Annotated in this window: 20 protein-coding genes; 8 read left to right on the top strand and 12 right to left on the bottom strand. The window is 51.9% G+C overall.

Annotated features, from left to right (window positions below; translation table 11 throughout):
• Positions 1 to 80: 80 nt before the first annotated feature.
• Positions 81 to 503: a YqaA family protein gene (locus A3193_RS15145; protein WP_069015210.1), complete on the bottom strand. Its 423-nt coding sequence runs from the start codon at positions 501 to 503 to the stop codon at positions 81 to 83.
• Positions 504 to 1,065: 562 nt separating this feature from the next.
• Here A3193_RS15145 and A3193_RS15140 point away from each other — a divergent pair.
• Together A3193_RS15140 and A3193_RS15135 are read left to right on the top strand one after the other, a co-directional pair.
• Positions 1,066 to 1,551, top strand: a complete 486-nt coding sequence (locus A3193_RS15140; protein WP_069015209.1) for a hypothetical protein — start codon at positions 1,066 to 1,068, stop codon at positions 1,549 to 1,551.
• A gap of 75 nt (positions 1,552 to 1,626) precedes the next feature.
• Entirely contained in the window at positions 1,627 to 1,965 is a 339-nt protein-coding gene (locus A3193_RS15135) for a nuclear transport factor 2 family protein (RefSeq protein WP_069003437.1), read from the top strand.
• Positions 1,966 to 2,123: 158 nt separating this feature from the next.
• On the opposite strand, the gene A3193_RS15130 is transcribed toward A3193_RS15135, so the two are convergent.
• Positions 2,124 to 2,792, bottom strand: coding sequence for a class I SAM-dependent methyltransferase (locus A3193_RS15130; RefSeq protein ID WP_069015207.1), 669 nt, complete (start codon positions 2,790 to 2,792; stop codon positions 2,124 to 2,126).
• Positions 2,793 to 3,311: 519 nt separating this feature from the next.
• On the opposite strand from A3193_RS15130, the gene A3193_RS15125 reads away from it, so the two are divergent.
• Together A3193_RS15125 and A3193_RS15120 are read left to right on the top strand one after the other, a co-directional pair.
• Positions 3,312 to 3,893, top strand: a complete 582-nt coding sequence (locus A3193_RS15125; protein WP_069015206.1) for a class I SAM-dependent methyltransferase — start codon at positions 3,312 to 3,314, stop codon at positions 3,891 to 3,893.
• A gap of 203 nt (positions 3,894 to 4,096) precedes the next feature.
• Entirely contained in the window at positions 4,097 to 4,624 is a 528-nt protein-coding gene (locus tag A3193_RS15120) for a DUF6933 domain-containing protein (RefSeq protein WP_069003440.1), read from the top strand.
• A 154-nt stretch (positions 4,625 to 4,778) separates the two neighbouring features.
• Here the strand turns inward: A3193_RS15120 and A3193_RS15115 are convergent, their stop codons facing one another.
• The 6 genes from A3193_RS15115 to A3193_RS15090 all read right to left on the bottom strand — a co-directional run bounded on the left by A3193_RS15115 (position 4,779) and on the right by A3193_RS15090 (position 12,088).
• Positions 4,779 to 7,943 (bottom strand): efflux RND transporter permease subunit, encoded by a 3,165-nt coding sequence (locus A3193_RS15115; RefSeq protein ID WP_069015205.1) that lies wholly within the window; start codon positions 7,941 to 7,943, stop codon positions 4,779 to 4,781.
• Between the two features lie 53 nt (positions 7,944 to 7,996).
• On the bottom strand, positions 7,997 to 9,121 hold the full coding sequence (locus tag A3193_RS15110; protein ID WP_069015204.1) for an efflux RND transporter periplasmic adaptor subunit: 1,125 nt from the start codon (positions 9,119 to 9,121) through the stop codon (positions 7,997 to 7,999).
• Between the two features lie 278 nt (positions 9,122 to 9,399).
• Entirely contained in the window at positions 9,400 to 10,353 is a 954-nt protein-coding gene (locus A3193_RS15105) for a class I SAM-dependent methyltransferase (protein ID WP_305782042.1), read from the bottom strand.
• Between the two features lie 30 nt (positions 10,354 to 10,383).
• On the bottom strand, positions 10,384 to 10,770 hold the full coding sequence (locus A3193_RS15100) for a DUF423 domain-containing protein (RefSeq protein WP_068988961.1): 387 nt from the start codon (positions 10,768 to 10,770) through the stop codon (positions 10,384 to 10,386).
• Position 10,771: 1 nt separating this feature from the next.
• The gene (locus tag A3193_RS15095) at positions 10,772 to 11,317 is read right to left on the bottom strand and encodes a hypothetical protein (protein WP_069015202.1); all 546 of its coding nucleotides are present in this window, start codon (positions 11,315 to 11,317) and stop codon (positions 10,772 to 10,774) included.
• A gap of 120 nt (positions 11,318 to 11,437) precedes the next feature.
• A complete protein-coding gene (locus tag A3193_RS15090) occupies positions 11,438 to 12,088 on the bottom strand; it encodes a HEAT repeat domain-containing protein (RefSeq protein WP_069003445.1) in 651 nt (216 codons plus the stop codon).
• A gap of 420 nt (positions 12,089 to 12,508) precedes the next feature.
• Here A3193_RS15090 and aprB point away from each other — a divergent pair, with 420 nt between their 5' ends.
• The 3 genes from aprB (at position 12,509) to A3193_RS15075 (ending at position 16,056) form a co-directional block, all read left to right on the top strand.
• Positions 12,509 to 12,982, top strand: a complete 474-nt coding sequence (gene aprB / locus A3193_RS15085) for an adenylyl-sulfate reductase subunit beta (protein WP_069003446.1) — start codon at positions 12,509 to 12,511, stop codon at positions 12,980 to 12,982.
• Between the two features lie 52 nt (positions 12,983 to 13,034).
• Positions 13,035 to 15,020, top strand: a complete 1,986-nt coding sequence (gene aprA / locus A3193_RS15080; protein WP_069015201.1) for an adenylyl-sulfate reductase subunit alpha — start codon at positions 13,035 to 13,037, stop codon at positions 15,018 to 15,020.
• A gap of 145 nt (positions 15,021 to 15,165) precedes the next feature.
• Positions 15,166 to 16,056 carry a YkgJ family cysteine cluster protein gene (locus A3193_RS15075; RefSeq protein WP_083218795.1) on the top strand — a complete coding sequence of 297 codons (891 nt, stop codon included), beginning with the start codon at positions 15,166 to 15,168 and terminating at the stop codon, positions 16,054 to 16,056.
• A gap of 52 nt (positions 16,057 to 16,108) precedes the next feature.
• Here A3193_RS15075 and A3193_RS15070 read toward each other — a convergent pair whose 3' ends face one another.
• Positions 16,109 to 16,450 (bottom strand): 4a-hydroxytetrahydrobiopterin dehydratase, encoded by a 342-nt coding sequence (locus A3193_RS15070; RefSeq protein ID WP_069003449.1) that lies wholly within the window; start codon positions 16,448 to 16,450, stop codon positions 16,109 to 16,111.
• Positions 16,451 to 16,753: 303 nt separating this feature from the next.
• Here A3193_RS15070 and A3193_RS15065 point away from each other — a divergent pair, with 303 nt between their 5' ends.
• Positions 16,754 to 18,145 carry a response regulator gene (locus A3193_RS15065; protein WP_069003450.1) on the top strand — a complete coding sequence of 464 codons (1,392 nt, stop codon included), beginning with the start codon at positions 16,754 to 16,756 and terminating at the stop codon, positions 18,143 to 18,145.
• A gap of 58 nt (positions 18,146 to 18,203) precedes the next feature.
• Here the strand turns inward: A3193_RS15065 and A3193_RS15060 are convergent, their stop codons facing one another.
• From A3193_RS15060 to A3193_RS15050, 3 genes are all read right to left on the bottom strand, one after another.
• The gene (locus tag A3193_RS15060; protein WP_069015199.1) at positions 18,204 to 18,587 is read right to left on the bottom strand and encodes a nuclear transport factor 2 family protein; all 384 of its coding nucleotides are present in this window, start codon (positions 18,585 to 18,587) and stop codon (positions 18,204 to 18,206) included.
• 84 nt (positions 18,588 to 18,671) lie between these two features.
• A complete protein-coding gene (locus A3193_RS15055) occupies positions 18,672 to 19,205 on the bottom strand; it encodes a MerR family transcriptional regulator (RefSeq protein ID WP_069015198.1) in 534 nt (177 codons plus the stop codon).
• 66 nt (positions 19,206 to 19,271) lie between these two features.
• The gene (locus A3193_RS15050; RefSeq protein ID WP_069015197.1) at positions 19,272 to 19,454 is read right to left on the bottom strand and encodes a MerR family transcriptional regulator; all 183 of its coding nucleotides are present in this window, start codon (positions 19,452 to 19,454) and stop codon (positions 19,272 to 19,274) included.
• Positions 19,455 to 19,866: the final 412 nt, after the last annotated feature.

Raw genomic sequence — 19,866 nt, 5'->3', positions numbered from 1 at the left:
GAAGCGTTACATCTGGTTACGAAAGCTAAACACCTATTGAGCCCTTCTCTTTAGCGCACGTAATTCTGATTTATCAGCGATTACAGAGCTGCCCCTGAAAGCCAGATAACTACGGCGTAGCGTAACCCCTTGCCTGATCCGATAAGCACTGTGGCCAGGCTGAATCTGACGCCTGCCCAGCCGGCAGCCAGGCAGAGTGGATCTCCAACGATCGGCAGCCAGGAGAAGAGCAGCACCGGGCTGCCGTAGCGGCCGATCCGTTCCAGCGCCTGACGTTGGTGCTGATCCTTCAGCCCCTTTTCTGGAAAGCGCTTCGCCAGCCACCAGCCGATCAACCAGCTGCTCAGACCACCCAGGGTATTGCCCAGCGTGGCCGTAAGCCAGAGCAGTTGTGGTGGATGAACGTCTTGTTGGAGATACCAGATCAGTAAGGCTTCCGAGCCGCCAGGTAGAAGTGTGGAGGCGAGAAAGCTGGATCCGAATAGGGTTAGAATTGAAGACATTGACTACGGATAACTTTTGTAACGAGAGTATGTAAATAGTGATTTACTAAAATCCGCTAAGGGATTGCTATAAGCAAACAATCACCTTCCTACTTTACACAACACCGGAACCTCGAAACAGCCTTCCAATATGTTTCATTGAGAACAGTTGAGCGATAAATTCGAGTAAAGAGGTCAGTCTCTATTGTTTGGTATGCTTTTTTCGGATGAATGGGTTGGTAATTTAGTTCGTTAGCTAAGGCTTGTTGGCGCCAATCAGGATAGCAGGCAAGTTGCACGAATTGACCAGGTTAAAATAGTCCCTCTATCACATGAAAGGCCGTAAACCTGGAAAAATGGTGATTATTGGTATAAAAAATAGGCAGACAAGGAGGTTGGCGCAGACCGGCTTTCCCTCCTGTAGATCGTAGATAGATGGCAACTATTCCGTTTAACGCGGTGAAGATGGCCTGCAATCCACTATTAATTGCAGGATAGCGGTAAGGCGTCACTTTGAAATGGGTGATTAGTCTTGATGTAAGGCAATATGCCTTTGAATACATGTTATGCATAGAAGGGAAGTATGAATAGTATTGCAATAATTGGACTACGAATTATTTCAATATACCAGATCGTTATTGGCATCAATGCCATTGCAGGTATGGGTATTGCGTTACCGATAGTTAATTCAAACTTTAAAGAAGAGCTGTCAACTCTCCAGCTTCTTAGTATAGCGATGCCATTATTGAGTGGTATTGTTATTTGGTTGTTATCAGTACCCATTTCAAAGTTTGTTATTAATAATAAAAGTACAGAAGTTAAATTGATTAATGATGTAAGTATTGTGGCAGCAGGAACATTCCTAATTGGTGTGTATATGGCGTTTTCACAACTTCCGACATTGTATTTCGTTATGGGTAAATACAATGAACTTGAATATGGCATGGAATCAACATCAATTATTACTGCTTTAAAGCTGTCATCGATTAGTTTTGTTATTGGATTGTTGCTTATGATTGGGCATAGGTTTTTTGTAGAAGTCTACAAGTGGTTACGGAGGGCTGGGTAATGCATGGCCTGTCGCACCAGAAGGACGCTCGTATCACTCTCGCCTCTGAGTGTAAGCTCAATGTGAATTAAAGAAATGACTAAGCCAACAGAATTAGCAAAAAGTTACATGAAATCATTTTTTGGTAATGAGCCATTGGAAAATATGGAGCCATTGTTGGCGGACAACTTAATTTTTGATGGTCCGTTACATAAGTCCTCATCTGCAAAAGAGTACTTGGATGCTTTACGAAAAAATCCTCCTATAGATGTGCACTACGTCTTAGAGGAGGTTTACGAAAATCAAAACTCGGCGTGCTTGGTGTATATATTCTCAAAGGCAGGAATTCAAACACGCATGGCACAAATCTTTGAGGTTGAAGGTGAAAAAATATGTAAGATCAAACTGGTATTCGATGCCAGTGTTTTCAGATAACATTGCATTCACAAGGATGTGGAAATGCTCCCAAAAAAGTAGACGCCTTAATCCAACAGAAAAGAGGTAGAATGCTAAAAATCAGGATTAAGAAGGATTCATCGAGACTCAGATTCGTTTAAAGGGTCTAAAGTTGGGGTGTCCTTAATTTTGCTCGGTTACTTTCTTGGCTGCCTACTCCGCACAAACTGTAAAATATCGCCTTTAAATTCGTTGTCTAGATAATCACTATTTTCAGGCTTAGAGAATGAAGATCTATAACCAAGCTCAAGCAGTTTATTTGCAAGTTTGTTTTTCCTGCCTCGCCCAGGATCTACAATTATAACTTCGCATTCTGGATTTGAATGTTCTCGAATAAAGTTAGAAAGTAATCCTATATGCTCATCCTCATACAATAGATCACTACCAATAATTAAATCAAAACGTCCCAGGTTATCGTTGTTATCCGCCCAACCTGTTCTCTCAAAAGGAATAAGGGCGTCTCCGTTAAGCTCGGAATTTCTATTTAAAAAGGTTTCGGCTTCTGGGTGATAATCTGTTGCTGTAATATCCACGTGCTGCTTATTGAGCAGCAAGCTACTGAGAGCTGTACCGCACCCAATCTCTAAAACTCGTTTAGAACCAATATCATAGTTGCAGATATGGTGTGCCAGAACCAAACTTGAAGGCCAAACTACTCCGAAAATTGGCCAAGCCGCAGAAGAAATGCCTAGCTTTTCAGCGATACCCTCCGGGTCATGGAATTCCTGTTTATTCCGAAGCGTGCAAAGGTGAATATCTATTTTTCCAAACTCAATGGTTTGGTAACGTACACGTGGATTTGTCATTTGACCGCCTCAGTGGTTGAGCGCTTGGTCAGCTATCAAGGATAAATGACAAAACGAAGAGTCTTCAGGGTATAGTATTTGGCTGGGAAAGCAATCTATTTAAACAAATAGATCAATGAGCGCCTCTGGCAGTGCCTTAGTCGTTTCGCTCCATTCATCTCCATATTGGGGCGTTAGGATTGAAAACGAAGAAAACAGAGGTGGCATGGCTAACTTAAGTCAAAATGGATTTGGCTTTGATCTGTGTTCAGTGTATTTGACGTCACTATTCATCGCGAACGTGCCATTGATTATGCTCGATAGATACTATTCAATGAGTAAAAATATACGGCCTCTAAATTTGAGGTTGGAAGCTGCATTGGAAGCATTGCTGTTGGTGGAATTGCACCGTGCTTAGTTAAAGGTGGAAGAGTAATGCATAAATAACAAAAGTGAGAGGGTGCTGAAAGTGAATTACACTAACAATTCAATACAGCAGACAAGTCGCAGAATGCGAAGATGCGCAATAAATGACATACGATGAAACTAAAGGTTTGGATAAAAAGCAGGGCGGCAGATCGGGTTTTAGCGCCATTACGTAAAGAGTTACTAGCGCTAATGGATCATGGTTCATCCGTCATTGAAATTGGGTGTGGTACAGGTGATTTGATTTTTCAATCCGCATCAAAAATCCAAAGTGGGTATGGTGTCGACCTTGATAGAGACATGATTAACTATGCGGAAGGGAAAAGACGAGAAAAACAACTAAATCATATTACTTTTGAATGTATCAATGCATTAAATCTATCTGATATAAAATGTGACATTGCTACTAGCACATTATGTTTGCATGAACTATGTGAAAAAGATGCTTGTAACCTACTGAAAATGATGGTGGACGTTTCAAAAAAAGTCTTGATAGCCGACTACACGAAGGCAAATTCTTTTTCGGGTAAGCTTGGTATTGAAATAGATGAATTATTTTCTGGGCACTATGGTAACTACAAACGGTATCGAAAGAATGGGGGAATTCCATCATACGTTTCGAAAGTTGGCGCCAAAATAAATAGTGTGCAAGCAAGCTCAGTAGATGGTGTTTCTATATGGGTTATCAGTGTTTAGTAAATGTATAATAAACGCTTCACAACTGATTAGGTTTGTTCTCCAGCGAGCCCGGGCGTTGTACAATAATCCAGGGCACCCAAATAATAAGAATACTGAGTAAAAAATACCTGGTTCCAAGTTGAAAGATGGATTGTCTGCAACTTTCCTTCTATCACTATGGAGTATTCGGGGTTTATTTAACACTATTAGATTGAAGCGACATGTTACAAATTCGGTGTACAGCTAAAGTCCAAAAAGAGCTCCGTATCAAGAAAAGCGAGCTCGCTGAGGTTAAGCAAAGTAACACATTGCTGGGTGACTGGTATGTCAACTTGTTTACAGTGGATAGACGTAAAACGCTAATATTTGTAAACGAAAAAACACTTCTGTCTTTTATTCTGTTTGGCGTGAAGAAGGGGAGCATTAAAAAACTTCCAGAAGTGTTCCTGGAGAGTCTCGGTCAATTGTTAACCATCGAGGGTTTTGATATTGGCCAAATTAATAAAGTGTTTAGCGGCTATGAAACGTATGAGTTTACAAAAACAGTCAGTAAACGTGTGATCGGTAATATGAACGACCTTGTCTACTTGTATAAGAGTTCAATTCTGTATCATGGCGGGTTTGAATACATCGATATCGGTGAGCTGATCCTTGAGACAAATCGAACCCCTCAAAAAAACCTTGGATGGTCTGATTCAATCGATTTAGTCAAAGAGTTACTGCAAGGAAACCATAGAAACCTGAGCTGAATAAGCTGCATGATCGTACAGGCAGACAGCGGCTAAACAGGGCTGGTAAGGTTCCGGGTTTGAAAAAACAACCTTACCCGGAACTGCCTTTCTCGCCAAGCCTCCTACCCAGGCGAATGGGGCAGAAGGCTAAACGTGTAATCGATCACTAGAGTTACTCGGTCACCAGCGCCCTCGCAGAATTGTCTGAAGCGGACTCATGCTCATCCTCTGCCGCCTCTGCCTGGTGATCCTTGGCCATCAGTACATAGATTGAGGGCAGCACAAACAGGGTGAACAGGGTGCCCACCGCCATGCCGCCGACCAGTACCAGGCCAATCGAGTTTCTTGCTGCCGCACCGGCGCCGGTGACCAGGATCAGCGGGAAGTGGCCAGCCACTGTGGCAAAGGTGGTCATCAGGATCGGCCGCAATCGGGTCATCGCCGCCTCCTGTACCGCATCGATCTTACTCAATCCCTGCTCCTGTAGCTTGTTGGCAAATTCGACGATCAGGATGCCGTTTTTGGCGATCAGCCCCACCAGGGTCACCAGCCCGACCTGGGCATAGATGTTCAGGGTGGTGGTCCAACCGTTGGTCCAGAAGGGCAGATTGGGGTTGGGCATCTTCAGGAAGGTGAACAGCAGCGCACCGAACATTGCCAGGGGAACCGAGCCCAGCAGGATGATGCCCGGATCGCGGAAGGAGTTGAACTGGACAGCCAGGGCGAGAAAGATCATCACAATTGCCAGTGCGAAAGCGGGCAGAAACTTATTGCCCTCCTGGCGCAGCTGTCTCGATTCGCCGGTGTAGTCGATACCGTAACCCGGTGGCAGGATCTCGGCGGCCGCCTCTTCGAGTACCGCCAGCCCCTGGTCCAGGGTGCGGTTGGTCATGCCGGAGAGCTTCACCGCATTCAGCTGCTGGAAGCGGTTGAGTGAACGGGGCACCGTGGTGTTTTCGATGTGTGCAACCGCACTCAACGGGATCAGCTCACCCTCAGGTCCGCTGACATAGATTTCGGTCAGCTGATCCGGATTGAGCCGCTGGGAGCGTTCAATCTGTGGAATGACCTTATAGCTGCGCCCGGCAATATTGAAGCGATTGACATAATCACCACCGAGTGCCGCCGCCATATCCAGGCCAACCTGGTTGAGGTTCAGTCCAAGCGCGCCGATCTTATCCCGGTCGAGCACTACCTGGGCTTGAGGCTGGTCATACTTCAGGTCGATCTGCGGGGGAAACATGAACATGCCGCTTTCGATCGCCTTGCCCTGGATCTGCTGGGCAAACTCCAACAGCTGTTTGGCATCCGCCGTTGAGGTGATCAGGAACTCGATGGGGAAGTTGCTGCCGCCGGGCAGGGCCGGTGGGGTGGTGGCAAAGATCTGGAAGCCGGGTATGGAGGCGAGCTTGCCCTGGATCTCCTGCTGGATCTCGAACACGGTACGCTCCCTCGGGGCATGCCAGGGTTTGACTACCACGCCGGAGAAGCCGTCGGTATCGAACTGGGCGCCAACCGATGGGGCGAACAGAATCTGAAAACTGAGATCCGCCTCCTCCACATCCAGGAAGGCCTTCTCCACGGCGGCGCCATAGAAGCGCTTCTGATCGGCGGTGGCGTTGGCGGCGGAGTTGATGATGCCGAACACCACGCTCTGATCCTCGCTGGGGGCCAGCTCCTTGGGGGACTGCATGTACATCGGCACAGCCGCGGCAGCCACCACCAGCCAGATTACATAGACGTAGGGGCGGGACTGCAGGGTTCGACCGATCATCCGGCCGTAGGCTGCGCGCAGCCGGTCGAAGTGGTGATTGACCCAGCCGGTGAATCCTTTCTCCTCATCGGCGGCGCTCTTCAGCATATGAGCCGACATCATCGGCGAGAGGGTGAGGGCGACGATACCTGAGATGGTGACCGTCCCCGCCAGGGTCAGGGCAAACTCGCGGAACAGGGCGCCGGTCAAGCCTCCCTGCAGAGCGATCGGCATATAGACGGCGGCCAGGGTGACGGTCATCGCGATCACCGGTCCGAGCAGTTCCCGGGCGCCGAGCAGGGCGGCCTCCCGTTTGCTGCGGCCTTCACGAAGATGGCGTTCGATGTTCTCCACCACCACGATGGCATCGTCCACCACCAGTCCCACCGAGAGCACGATGGCCAGCAGTGTCAGCAGATTGAGGGTAAAGCCGAAGATCTGCATCAGAAAGATACTGCCGATCAGCGACACCGGTATCGCGATGGTCGGCACCAGGGCCGACCGGATCGAACCGAGAAACAGAAAGATCACCGCGATCACGATCAGCAGGGTATCTCCCAGGGTCTTGGTCACCTCGGTGATCGCATTGGCGATGTACTCGGAGGCGTCATATCCGATATTCACTTCCAGCCCGGAGGGCAGATCCTTGGCGATGGCGTCGATCTCCACCCGCACCAGCTTGATGACATCGATGGTGTTGGCGCTGGGCAGCGGGAAGATGCCCATGAAGACGGCGGTCTGACCGGTGTAGCGCACCGAGGTGTCGTAGTCCTCCGCTCCCAGGGTTACATCGGCGATATCCTGCAGGCGAACGATGCTGTCGCCACTCTGGCGGATGATCAGCTGTTCGAACTCCTCCACCGAATGGAGATCGGTGTTGGCGGTCATGTTGACCTGCACCAGAGAGCCTTTGGTGGTGCCGATGGCGGCGAGAAAGTTGTTGGCGGCCAGTGCCTGGCGCACCTGGGAAGGGCTGACGTGCAGCGCCGCCATCTTGTCCGGCTTCAGCCAGATGCGCATGGCGAAGGTGCGGGCACCCAGCACCTCGGCCCGCTGCACCCCGGCGACCGCCGCGAGTCTGGGTTGTACTACCCGGATCAGGTAGTCGGTGATCTCCGCCTGGGAGAGGATGTCGGAGGCGAAGCTGAGATAGGCGGAGGCGAACTGGGAGTCGGCGGACTGAATCGAGATCGCCGGCACCTGTGCCTCGGTGGGCAGGTCGTTACGTACCTGATTCACCTTCGCAGTGATTTCGGCCAGTGCCTTGGTGGGCGGATAGTTGAGCTTCAGCCGGGCGTTGATCATGGAGAAGCCCTGCAGACTCTTCGAGTCGATATACTCGATTCCGTCGGCGGAGGCGATTGCCTGCTCCAGGGGCGTGGTGATGAATCCCCGCACCAGTTCCGCATTGGCCCCCACATACACCGTGGAGATGTTCACGGTGGAGTTTTCGCTCAGTGGGTACTGGCGGATATTGAGGCTGTTCCAGGCCTGGATGCCGGCAATCACGATCAGCAAGTTGACCACGATGGCGAGAACCGGGCGCTGGATGAAGAGATCGGTAAAGGCTTTGGTTTTAGCCACAGGATGAATGTCCCTATGTAGTTAACAGGCCCTAAAAGATGCCTGGTTCTGGTTTATTCGTTGGCCGGTTTTGGCTCCAGCTTGGCGTCCAGTGCCAGTGTGTTGTCCACCACCACCGCCATGTTCGGCCGTAACTTGAACACCCCGCTGGTGACCACGGTCTCACCCTCCTCGAGGCCGGAGACGACCGATACATAGTCTCCCCGGGTCTGTCCCAGACGGATGATCTGCTGGCGCAGGGTTTTCTGTTTCTCGCCGGTTGCCTCATCCTTGGTGGTATCGATGACAAACACTGTATCGCCGTAAGGGGCATAGAGCACCGAAGTGGCCGGAATGGCGAGCACATCATCCTGTTGCGGCATGATCACTTCCACATTGGCGAACATGCCGGGCCGCAACAGCTCCTCCTGGTTCGACAGGGTGGAGCGGATCCGTACGGTGCGGGTCGCCTGATCGATCTCCGGGTTGATGGCGATGATCTTGCCGCTGAAGCTTTTGTCCTCGGCCGCGTCGGTGGTAATGCTTACCTGATTGCCGACAGCGACGCTGGAGAAGCGCTGCTGGGGCAGGGAGAAATCCGCATAGATCGGGTCGATGGTCTGCAGGGTGACTACCGGTGTGCCTTGTTCGATGATCTGCCCCAGGTTGACCTGGCGCAGGCCAAGCTGACCGGAGAAGGGGGCACGCAGGGTCTTTTTGGCGATGGTCGCTTTGACATTTTCTACCTGAGCGGTGGCCTGTTTGTAGGTGGCCTCAGAGGTGTCCAGATCGGATTGTGAGACGGTCTTGTTGGCGCGCAGGCCGCGATTACGGTCGAGATTGATGCGTGCCAGCTTCGCTGCGGCCTCGGCTGATCTCAACTGTGCCTCTTCGGCCGTGGTGTCGAGTCGCACCAGCAGGTCGCCGGCCTTGACCCGGTCGCCGGATTTAAAGGCGATCTGATTGATCTTACCGCCCAGTTCCGCACTCACGGTGACACCTTGAACGGCAACCAGGGATCCGGTGGCTGAGAGGGTGTTGGGCCACTGTTGCCGCTTCACCTGATCGGCGGTGACGATCTCCGGCGGCATGGTCATCTGCATATCGGCCATGGCCTGGAACTGCTGCATTTTAATTGCGGCTGGAATGCCGATCAGTACGGCCAGTCCGATAATCGTCAGCACTACTTTTTTCAGCATTGGCTCTTCATCCCTGCTAGGTCGCTTAGGTTTTAGGTTGTAGCTGTTCGAGAAGGTGTGTGAGTCACTGGCGCCGTGGATTCGACTGCTGGACTGAATCAGAACCGACCCGGTCTATAACTCGTTATGAGAGTGTAATTTTTGCGCTGCGTCAAGTGTCGGTCTCAATTAACACGGCGACCAAATCATTCACTTTCAGGACTTCAGACAGACCCTTGATCAAGGCATGGCATGCTCACTGCGGCTGAAAGTGAGCGATTTGTTCGCCGGATTATTTGTCAGACAGGTGAATTGGCGGAAGGTGCCGGAAAGGTCCAGCATCGATAGGGCAGACGACGCTTGAAGTCCTCCGGCACAATCTGCTGGGTGATCTCCTGGCAACCGGCTCTCTGCGCCAGTTCCGGAGTCAGCTTGAAGCCTTTGCGGTTGGTGGAGAAGATCAGCTCTCCATTCGGGTTGAGCAGAGCAAGAGAGGCACCGATCAGTCGCTGCTGATCCCGTTGGATATCCAGGGTCTCATCCATGCGTTTGGAGTTGGAGAAACTTGGCGGGTCGAGAATGATCAGGCCAAACTGGCGACGCTCCCGGTTGGCCCGTTGCAGATATTGGAAGACATCCTCCCGGATCAGCTCATGCTCATCGCCGTTGAAGCCATTCAGCTTGAGGTTTCTGCCGGTCCACTCCTGATAGGTGTTGGACATATCCACACTGACCGTGGCCAGGGCGCCTCCGGCGGCTGCGTAGACTGAGAAACTTCCGGTATAGGCAAACAGATTCAATACCCGCTTGCCGGCGGCCTTGTCGCGTACCAGCTTGCGGGTGTTGCGGTGGTCGAGGAACAGACCGGTATCCAGATAACGCCTCAGCTCCACTTCAAAGCGCAACCCCCCCTCACTGACAATCATCGGTTCGCCGCGCTCTCCGGTCTTCTCATACTGATTGAGTCCGCGCTGCCGTTGGCGTGTTTTTAGCGCAATCCGGCTTTGCGGGATCTGCAGGATTTCACTGACCGCTTCGCTGATCTGCTGCTGTTGGTGATGATCCAGGGGTTGCATCCCCTTGCGGGCAAAGATCTGCAGATGAACCTGGCCGTCATACCAATCGATCGCCAATGGGAATTCGGGAATGTCCCGGTCGTAGATGCGGAAACAGCTGATCTCCCGTCGCCTCGCCCATTTGTTCCAGTGGCGATGGTTTTTCTGCAGACGGTTTGAAAAGGCCTGAATATCCATCAGTGGTGTTGCTCAGCGGCGGCTCAAGGGTTATCGGGGGTGCAGGTCGGGCAGGCGCCAGGCACCGATCACCAGGGTCAGCCAGCCGGCAATGAATGCCGTGCCGCCGATCGGGGTCAACAGGGCCAGACTGCGCAGATCGGTCAGCGCCATCACATAGAGGCTGCCGGAAAAGAGCAGAATACCGGCCAGAAACAGCCAGCCTGAGAGCAGCAGTGCGCGAACCGGATGGTGCAGGATCAGCACGCCGACAGCCAACAGAGCGAGGGTGTGCAGCCCCTGATAGTGGACCGCTTTCTGCCACCAGACCATATGGGTTGCGGGGATTGCCCGTTCCAGTGCGTGGGCGCCAAAGGCACCCAGCGTGACCAGCAGCAAGCCGCTGATCCCGGCGATGATGATGAAGCGTCTGGCCATGCTACCCCTCGTCCAGCTGTTTCAGCTCATCCAGGATGCCCAGCACCATCTTTTCGGTACGGCTGTCCATCCCCTTGCACAGTTTGTTGGCTTCCCGTTCGCCGTTGATCATGGGTCTGATCACGGCGGCAAGGTGGGCCATCGGTCCACCCGCCTTGCTCATCTGGTCAGCCATCTCAGCGATGATCTGCAGTGCCTGAGGGTTGCCGGCACCAGCCGCATGGATCATGGAGGCCAGCCCGGGGGCCGCCAGTGCAGGATCGGGCTTGGCGTTGGGGTCAGGCAGGGTAGAGGAGTCCTGCAGCCCCTGCAGGATCGCCTCGGCGATCACCCGGTCCTCTTCATCCAGAGGGTTGAGCAGCTCCATATCCCGTCGGCCCTGCTGGAAGATCTTGCGAATGCAGGCGGTCAGGTCGGTCCAGCCACTCTGTTCAGCCAGCGTCAGCAGCTCTTCGAAATCATCCTGGCGATCAGGCTGCTGTCCGATTGTGACAACCTGATTGATGAACAGAGCATGCATCGTCAGTATCTGCTCCCGTCTATCCATTACACCTCTTCCGCAAATTGTGATGGGTTGTGCCAAGCCGACCACACTAGCACTCTTGCAGCCGGTTTGGTAACCAGCTCTGTGATCGGGCTGAAAATATCCGCTCGGTGGATGGAGGCTCTATCCGCTGGCGTTGTTCAATAATACCAGTGACTCTTCTGCAATCTCCCTGACGTCGGGGTGGCTGTCATTGGCCATCTGCAACAGCACAGGCCTGGCATCCGGATGGTGGGTCAGGCCAAGGTAGTGCGCTACATCGGCACGGATGTTGGCCTGTTTCGAACGACTGAGCGTGATCAGGGTCGGCAGTGCGTGGCTGAGTCGGGGGTCGCCTTCCAGTTGCTCCATTACCACCCCGATACCGATACGTGCCGCCATCGGGGTGGCATCGTTCTGCTGCAGCACCAGCAACGCTTGCAGATCCTCTGGGCTATCCTCCAGCCAACGTATCACCTTATCACTGCGTTGCGCTGCCAGGGATTCACTGAAATAGTCCGCCACACCCGTTTCAAGCGCTGCCCGTTCAACCCATTGGGCCACCTCCTTCGGCGACAACACCCCATCCAGCTCAAAGCGACCGATGCGGGTCCAGGGTACGCTACGGACCCCCAGCTGTTGGGCGACTTCAGGGCTGTTGACGATGTTGATCGCATCGAGTCGGGCGATGTCGCCCTGTTTGAGCTGCTGAGTCAGGCTCTCCAGTACCATAGGGCAGTGGTGACAGCCGGTGGCGAGCAGAAACAGGACCTCAGGGGGGTGTGAGTGGCTCATGGCAATGTTTCAAAAAGTCCCACTCTAACCCAATCCCGGGGAGAAGTTCAGCTGGGTGTTGAAGATCGGTTTCACCGGTCTGAGGCCATATGACCTTGCCGCTGATTCATTGCGATCGACCAAGAGTTGTTAAGCTTGGTAAAAGATCAATTTTTACAATGGTATAGGCTATTCAATCGTCTATTATCTGTCCCTGGAGACCGGCAAGGCAGTAGTGTTTGTCGCCCGCTCTACAGATCGCGTGAGTGATTGTGAATGAGCGCCTGCCTTAGTGGTCTGGCCGAGCCTGGTGCGTATCACCGGCTTAAATATTCGTGAGAATAAAAATCTCCTACGCCGGGATTTTTTTCCGATTGTGCTTTAAAGTCGCTGCTTGGGCGGCAGCTGATTCACTGCAGTGAACCCTTAGGAGACAACACCATGCCTACATTTGTGCGTACCGAGAAGTGCGATGGCTGTAAGGGCCAGGCCATGACAGCTTGTGTGTATATCTGTCCTCATGACCTTATGAAGCTGGATAACGACGGTACAGAAACCGGCCATGCCATGATGTCGTTCAATCAGGAGCCTGATCAGTGTTGGGAGTGCTATTCGTGCGTCAAGATCTGTCCTCAGCAGGCGATCGAAGTGCGTCCATACGCCGATATCGTTCCTCTCGGTGCCATGGTTCAGCCTCTACGTGGTGCCGACTCCATCATGTGGAGCATCAAACTCCGTAACGGCACCATGAAGCGCTTCAAATTCCCGATCCGCACCACTCCTGTGGATTCCATCGATCCTTACGCTGGCAAGCCTGCTGCGGATATGGCCAAGATCGACGAACCCGGTTTCTTCAATCATGACGAACAGAACGGCTATCGTGCCGGTGATGCTGACGAGCTGATTCGTAAATAAGCTGGATTCAATCTGATTATTCAGGATAGAGAGATAATTCGAGGTATTTGGTATGGCTGAATTGGGAAATCCGGAAGTTGTCCAGGAAGAGGTAGACATCCTCCTGATTGGCGGCGGTATGGCCTGTTGTGGTGCCGCCTATGAAATCGTTCCCTGGGTGCAAGCAGCCGGCGGCGATATCAAAGTCAAACTGGTCGACAAGGCGGCTATGGACCGTTCCGGTGCGGTTGCCCAGGGTCTCTCCGCAATCAACACCTACATCGGCCCTGACCAGGATCCTGCTGACTATGCCCGCATGGTCTCCAACGACCTGATGGGAATTACCCGCGACGACCTGACTTATGATCTGGGTCGTCACGTTGATGAATCGGTACATCTGTTCGAAGAGTGGGGGCTGCCCATCTGGAAAACTGACGAGAACGGGGAGCGTCACGACGGCTCAAAAGGTATGACGCTTCTGAAAGACGGCGGCAAGCCCGTACGCTCAGGTAAGTGGCAGATCATGATCAATGGTGAGTCCTACAAGTGGATCGTTGCCGAGTCGGCGAAGAAAGCGCTGGGTGTGGAGAATATCCAAGAGCATATCTTCATCGTTAAGCTGGTTAACGATAAAAACGACAAAAACCGCATCGCCGGTGCTGTCGGTTTCTCCGTTCGTGAGAATAAACTGTTCGTCTTCAAGGCTAAAGCGATCCTTCTGGCCGCCGGTGGTTGTGTGAATATCTTCCGTCCGCGCTCGGTGGGTGAGGGTCAGGGGCGTGCCTGGTACCCGGTATGGAATGCCGGTTCCACCTATGCCATGGCGGCCGAGGCGGGTGCTGAGCTGACTATGATGGAGAACCGCTTCGTACCTACCCGGTTCAAAGACGGTTATGGCCCGGTCGGTGCCTGGTTCATGCTGTTCAAGTCAAAAGCTACCAATGCTTTTGGTGAGGCCTACATGGACCGCAACAAGGAGATGCTGGATGACTACCCGCCTTACGGAAATGCCGCCGTTCCTGCTTCCTGTCTGCGTAATCACCTGCTGCTGAAAGAGCTGCGCGAAGGTCGCGGTCCGATTTGGATGGATACCATAACCGCGCTGGGAAATCTCAGTGAAACCCTCTCTCCTCGCGAGGTTAAACATCTGGAGGCTGAAGCCTGGGAAGACTTCCTCGATATGTGTGTCAGCCAATGCGGAATCTGGGCCGGTGAGAATATCGAGCCTGAAAAGAAGAATTCCGAGCTGATGCCCACCGAACCCTACCTGCTGGGTTCTCACTCAGGTTGCTGTGGAATCTGGACTTCCGGTCCGGATGATGTAGGTGCGCCGACCGACGAGACCGAAACCGGCGTACCGGATCACCTGCCTAAGGGCTGGCATTGGGGCTACCGCGGTATGACCACCGTTTCCGGCCTGTTTACTGCCGGTGACGGTGTGGGCGCTTCCGGTCACAAGTTCTCTTCCGGTTCACACGCTGAAGGCCGAATGGCAGCCAAGGCGATGGTCAAATACATCATCGACAACAAGGATTTCACTCCCAAGTTGGATACCGACGTCGATACCCTGGTCGAAGAGATCTACCGTCCGGTGCGTAACTTCCTTGAGCACAAGGACTACACCACGGCGATCGATGTTAATCCCCACTACATCACACCTCGTATGCTGCAGTTCCGCCTGCAGAAGGTTATGGATGAGTACGTTGCCGGTATTTCTACCTATTACACCACCAACGAGCAGATGCTCGCACTGGCTGAGCAGAAGCTGAATATGCTCAAAGAGGATGCGCTCAAGATGCGTGCGAAAGATCTCCATGAGCTACTGCGTGCCTGGGAGAACTACCATCGAATCCTGACTGCGGAAGCTCACATGAAACACATTCAGTTCCGTCAAGAGTCCCGTTATCCCGGTTTCTATTACCGCATGGATAAGAACTTTGTCGATGAAGAGAACTGGAAGTGTTTCGTCAACTCTGTCTACGACAAAGAGAGTAAGACCTACAAGTGTTTCAAGCGTGCCCATGTCGATCTCGTCGACAAGTCCAAGCTGTTTAAGTAACTGCGGATCGCCCTGGAGCTTTTTCTGTCTTTTTGGCGTGGGTCGTTAGGGTTGAGAAACCTCAAATCTCTTCTACCCAGACAATACGCCGCATTCCCGGATGGTCATTCGGCGAATCCGTCGATGCAAATATCGGAGATCCATGATGAGTGAAAAATTCGATATTCCCTACAAGAGCAGTTTCGTACCTGCGGTTCTGGAGCCAAGTGCGAAGATTAAATTCAATTGCCATAAGGGGATATCCTGCTTCAATGCCTGCTGTAAACATGCGGATATTCAACTCACACCTTACGATATATTGCGTCTGAAAGAGAATCTGGGGATCAGTGCCACAGAATTCCTCAAAAATCACACGGTTCCCTTCGAGATGGACAAGGATGGGGTACCGGGTGTGAAGTTGCGCACCGATCATGGCGGTGCCTGTCATTTCGTTAGCGACGAAGGTTGCAGCGTCTACAAGGATCGTCCAACTGCCTGCCGCTACTATCCGATCGGTCATATGGCGTTGAAGGAGGTGGATGCCCCAGAGGATGAGACCCGCTATTTTCTGATTCAGGAGGATCACTGCAAAGGTCACGGGGAAGCGTGTGAGATCGCCGTCGACGACTATCGGGATGAGCAGGAGACCGGGCTCTACGACCAGGTCAACCGGGAGTGGCTGCAGCTGATGCTGAAAAAGAGATCGGCCGGACCCACCATCGGTCGCCCCTCCGATACCAGTCTGCAGTTCTTCTTCATGTGTTGCTACGATCTGGATCGGTTGCGACGATTTGTGCTGGCTGACCCATTCAAAGCTTCATACGATATGGAAGACGCTTTCTATGAGACAGTTGAGAAAGAGGATCTGGCACTGATGCAGTTTGGCGTCAGGCTGTTGAAACAGGTGCTGTTCGGCGACGTCACCATTCCGCTCAAAGAGCGTGCCGTGGAGAAGCGTGTCAAACAGCGGAGAGATATCCTCGAAATGCGTAAAAAGGCGGAGATCGAGCTGTACAAGCGTAAGCAGGAGCAGCAGATGAAGGATGCCCTCTCCTGATCATCCGTTGATTCAGGTGTGGCTTGCCGCGCTTTAATTAATCTTTTGCCGCCTATCCACTATACAACTGGTCGGTTTTCGCCGCCATGATGAAATCGTTGCGGTGCAGGCCTTTGATCTTGTGCGACCACCAGGTGACCGTGGTCTTTCCCCATTCGGTCAGCAGGGCAGGGTGATGGCCCTCATCCTCGGCCAGAATTCCCACCTTGTTGGTGAAATCCAGTGCGGCTACAAAGGTTTTGAAGGGGAAGACCTTCTCCAACTGCATGATTCCGTCCCGAACCTCGATATTCCAATCCGGAATGGCGCGAATCAGCTCAGCAAGCTCCTGATCGCTGACTTTTGGTGCGTCAGCGCGACAGGCCTCACACTTTTCCTGTGTCAAGGTTTCCATAGGAATATTTCCTCTAATGGTTTATGTCGGATATAGTTGAGTAACGGAACCTCTGAACAAGTCTGAAGCGACATCTTGTTGCCAAAATGCACCGCTTCTGCATTGCAGATCTTCGCAATAGCGGGCTATTACGTGCGATCTGCGCCTTGAATCGGCACATTTTGATCGACAATCTGTTCGGTCCAGACTTATTCAGAGGTTCCTAAACGGGCCGACGTTCAAATCGTACGGCTTGTACTATGGATTATCATGTAGTTTGCCGAAATAGCATACCTAGAAACAACAGGGGAAAGGATTGGCGTCGTGACGGGATCTCAGACAAAAAAAGCACTCATTGTCGATGACTCGAAAACCGCTCGGCAAGTGCTCTCTAGCAAGCTGCAGAAGTATGGCATTACAGTGGACGCAAGAGAGTCTGCGGCGGCGGCCATCGACTATCTCTATGAGAATGCGCCGGATGCGATTTTCATGGATTATGAGATGCCTGGTATGGATGGCTTTCAGGCACTCAAGGTCATTAAATCCAATCCAAACACAGCGGTTATCCCGGTGATGATGTACACCTCCAAAGAGGGTGGGCTGGCGCTCAGTCAGGCGCGGGCGCTGGGTGCTGTCGGGGTACTGCCAAAACAGCTCGAAGCCCAGGATTTCGAGGATGTTCTCAGCAGCCTGCATCTGATGCCGGAACAGGACTCACTGGTGCACGACTTCAAAAATGAGGGGTTGGATTCAGTGCGTCGTCATGTGCGTACAGATAATGTCCACCCGATCAGCGACCATGAGCGTCATAAACCTGCCAAAGTGGAGATGGTCGGACTGCCTCTGGATAGCTTTCAGGAGAGTCTCTCAGCCGGAGAGTCACTGAAGCGCTTTTTCCGCCGTGAGCAGAGCATGTCGGAAGAGCGGATGCAGCAGAGACTCGATAAGCAGTTTGCCGAGTTGCACAGCGAAATGTATGAGCTGGAAGCCATGCAGGAGGAGCAGAGTGCGCGTGGCTCACGAGCTTTCATGGGTGGCATATTGGGCGGCGTGTCTGCCCTGGCAGCCGTTGCGCTGCTCTATCTGGGCCTCAACGGGCAGGAGTTGCCATCCTCTACCAGCGGCGACAAACAGTTGGTAGAGATGATTGCGCAACAGAATGACAGAATCGAGCAGCTGGCAGCCCAACTCAATGGGCCGCAACAAGCTCAGGAGGAGGAGACGCAGACGGAAATTGTGTTGCCGTTGAAACTGATCGAATGGACGGCCAATCAGGGGGCTGAATTTGCCTATGGAGAGCGTCCGTTTGATGATCAGCGGGCCCTCTGGTTGTCGGAGCTTGTGGGGCAACTGAAAGAGTCGGGTTTTCAGGGTACCCTGGAGCTGAGGGCAAACCACGGTAACTTCTGTCTACGCAAAAATGCGGCGGGTGAGATTGCAGTGGCGCCCCGTGAAATGGCATTGGGCGAGTGTGTCTATGCGATCGACAACCGGAGCAACAACGAGTGGCTGAATGATCAGTCCGTTGCTTTCGCCAACTACATCAATGTGGAGTTGGCCAGGAGTGGTGGCGCGGTTGAGATCATACTTTTCAGCAACGGTTTTGATGAACCGTTGATGCCCTATCCAGCAGCTTATGATGCCTCAACTGCTGGTGAGTGGAATGATGTGGCGGCACAAAACCAGCGAGTAGAAGTGAGCCTCTACAGTAACTGACAACTCATTTCTTCCGATTGGTTGGGCTTGAGGGCCGACTGACGCCCGACCCCCCCGATCAGTACATCGGGTTTCCATGCTTACTCTTCTGCGGTATTGGCTGAATGGAATCCCAGTGCTCGACGATCTTTCCTGCCTGATCGAAACGGAAGAAATCCATCGTGACATACTCCTGATCGCCAGGCCAGCTCTGATGGGTATGCAAGGCAACCAGGTCACCTTCAGCTACGGCTCTGACAAACTCGATGCTTTTCTCCGGATAGCTATCTGCCATTTCGGTGAAATAGTCGATGAAGGCCTGTTTGCCGTTACCGACCAACGGGTTGTGCTGTATATAGTGATCACCGACGTAGAGATCCACCGCTTTGGCAGGATTACCCAGGTAGGCCATGCGATAAAAACTGATGGCGTTGTCTTTGTTGGTCTGTAGTGTGTCGTTCATGGTGATAGTCAGGGTTTATTTGAGTCGTGACAATATTATGGAGCCTGGCTGGCAGTCAGGTCTTGAAACATGACCTTGAGATGATCAGGGTTTGAGTGCCGATCTGGATTTTTTCCGGATCATCTCGATCTCTGCCTGACTGATGCCGATGGATTCAAGGAAGTCCTGATGGGCCTCTGGTGAAGTGGCCTCAAACTCCCGATGCCAAAGCCACATGCCGGATTCATCGAGCCCGGCGGCGCTTAACATATCAACCCACCTCTCTTTTGTAACGATACGGGTTTTGCTTAGGTTGTCCCGGTTGCTGATCAGGTTGATGATGACCTGTTGCTGATTTCTTAGGGTCTGAATCTCTCTATTTATGGTTAAGAGACGACTCTCCAGGGCGTTTTCAATCTCATCGAAACTCTGATCGATTAAAAGAGAAATATCGGCCAGGGGCATACCTGCGTTTCTGAGCAGAATGATGCGCTCGAGTTTGTTGATATCCTCAGCTGAATAGACCCGGTAGTTGGCATGATTTCTACCGCTCGGTTTTAATACACCTTTGTTATCGTAATAGAGCAGTGTGCTCCTGGATAATTGAAATCGTTTTGCAACCTGTCCGACTGTAAGCATGAGTTTTTCCAATCAAGAGCACATGGAATGACAATTTTTCTTAACCTATTCCATGTGCAGAGTGAATTAGGCAGAACGGATCTTAGTGATCTCTTCAGCAGAAATATCAATCCATTCTAGAAATTCCTGATGACCGTCAGGATGTCTACGCTCGAATTCCTGGTGCCACTGTTGCATTTTGGAATCCGTGAGTCCAATGGCTTGAAAGATTTCAATCCAGATTTTTTTGCTAACGAAATTTGATTTCATAATGAGTATCTCCAAAAGTGAGTTTGCAAAGATGGTATTGAGCCATCAATGGAGAGTATCAACTATGAAGTTATAGACAGCTCAAGCTCTGATTTGAATTAACTGGCTCTTATCTGTAGTGCGTTTTTGGAGTGGATGAAGCTGGTTGCGATTCGGTCATATTTATGTTGACGATAGAGACCGAATGAGTCTGGATAAAAACAGCGTAATGGGCTTAGTCGACGAGATACGGAACGCCGCCACCATCTGTTGTAGCGATGCGGCCATGCTTGAGAGTTCCTCACCGGTGGCGGAGGTCTGCTGTGTGCCGCTGGCATTTTGTCAAAGGGTGTTTGGTCAGGAAGGATCATCCAAATGAATTGCTTGTTTGGAGATATGGAATCTAATACTTAGAGAATCGTAACAACTGCTT

Origin of the sequence: Candidatus Thiodiazotropha endoloripes, assembly GCF_001708965.1 — a bacterium.
GTDB lineage: Bacteria > Pseudomonadota > Gammaproteobacteria > Chromatiales > Chromatiaceae > Thiodiazotropha > Thiodiazotropha endoloripes.
Note: the sequence above shows the minus strand (reverse complement) of the source record. Positions and strands in the feature narration are given on the sequence as shown.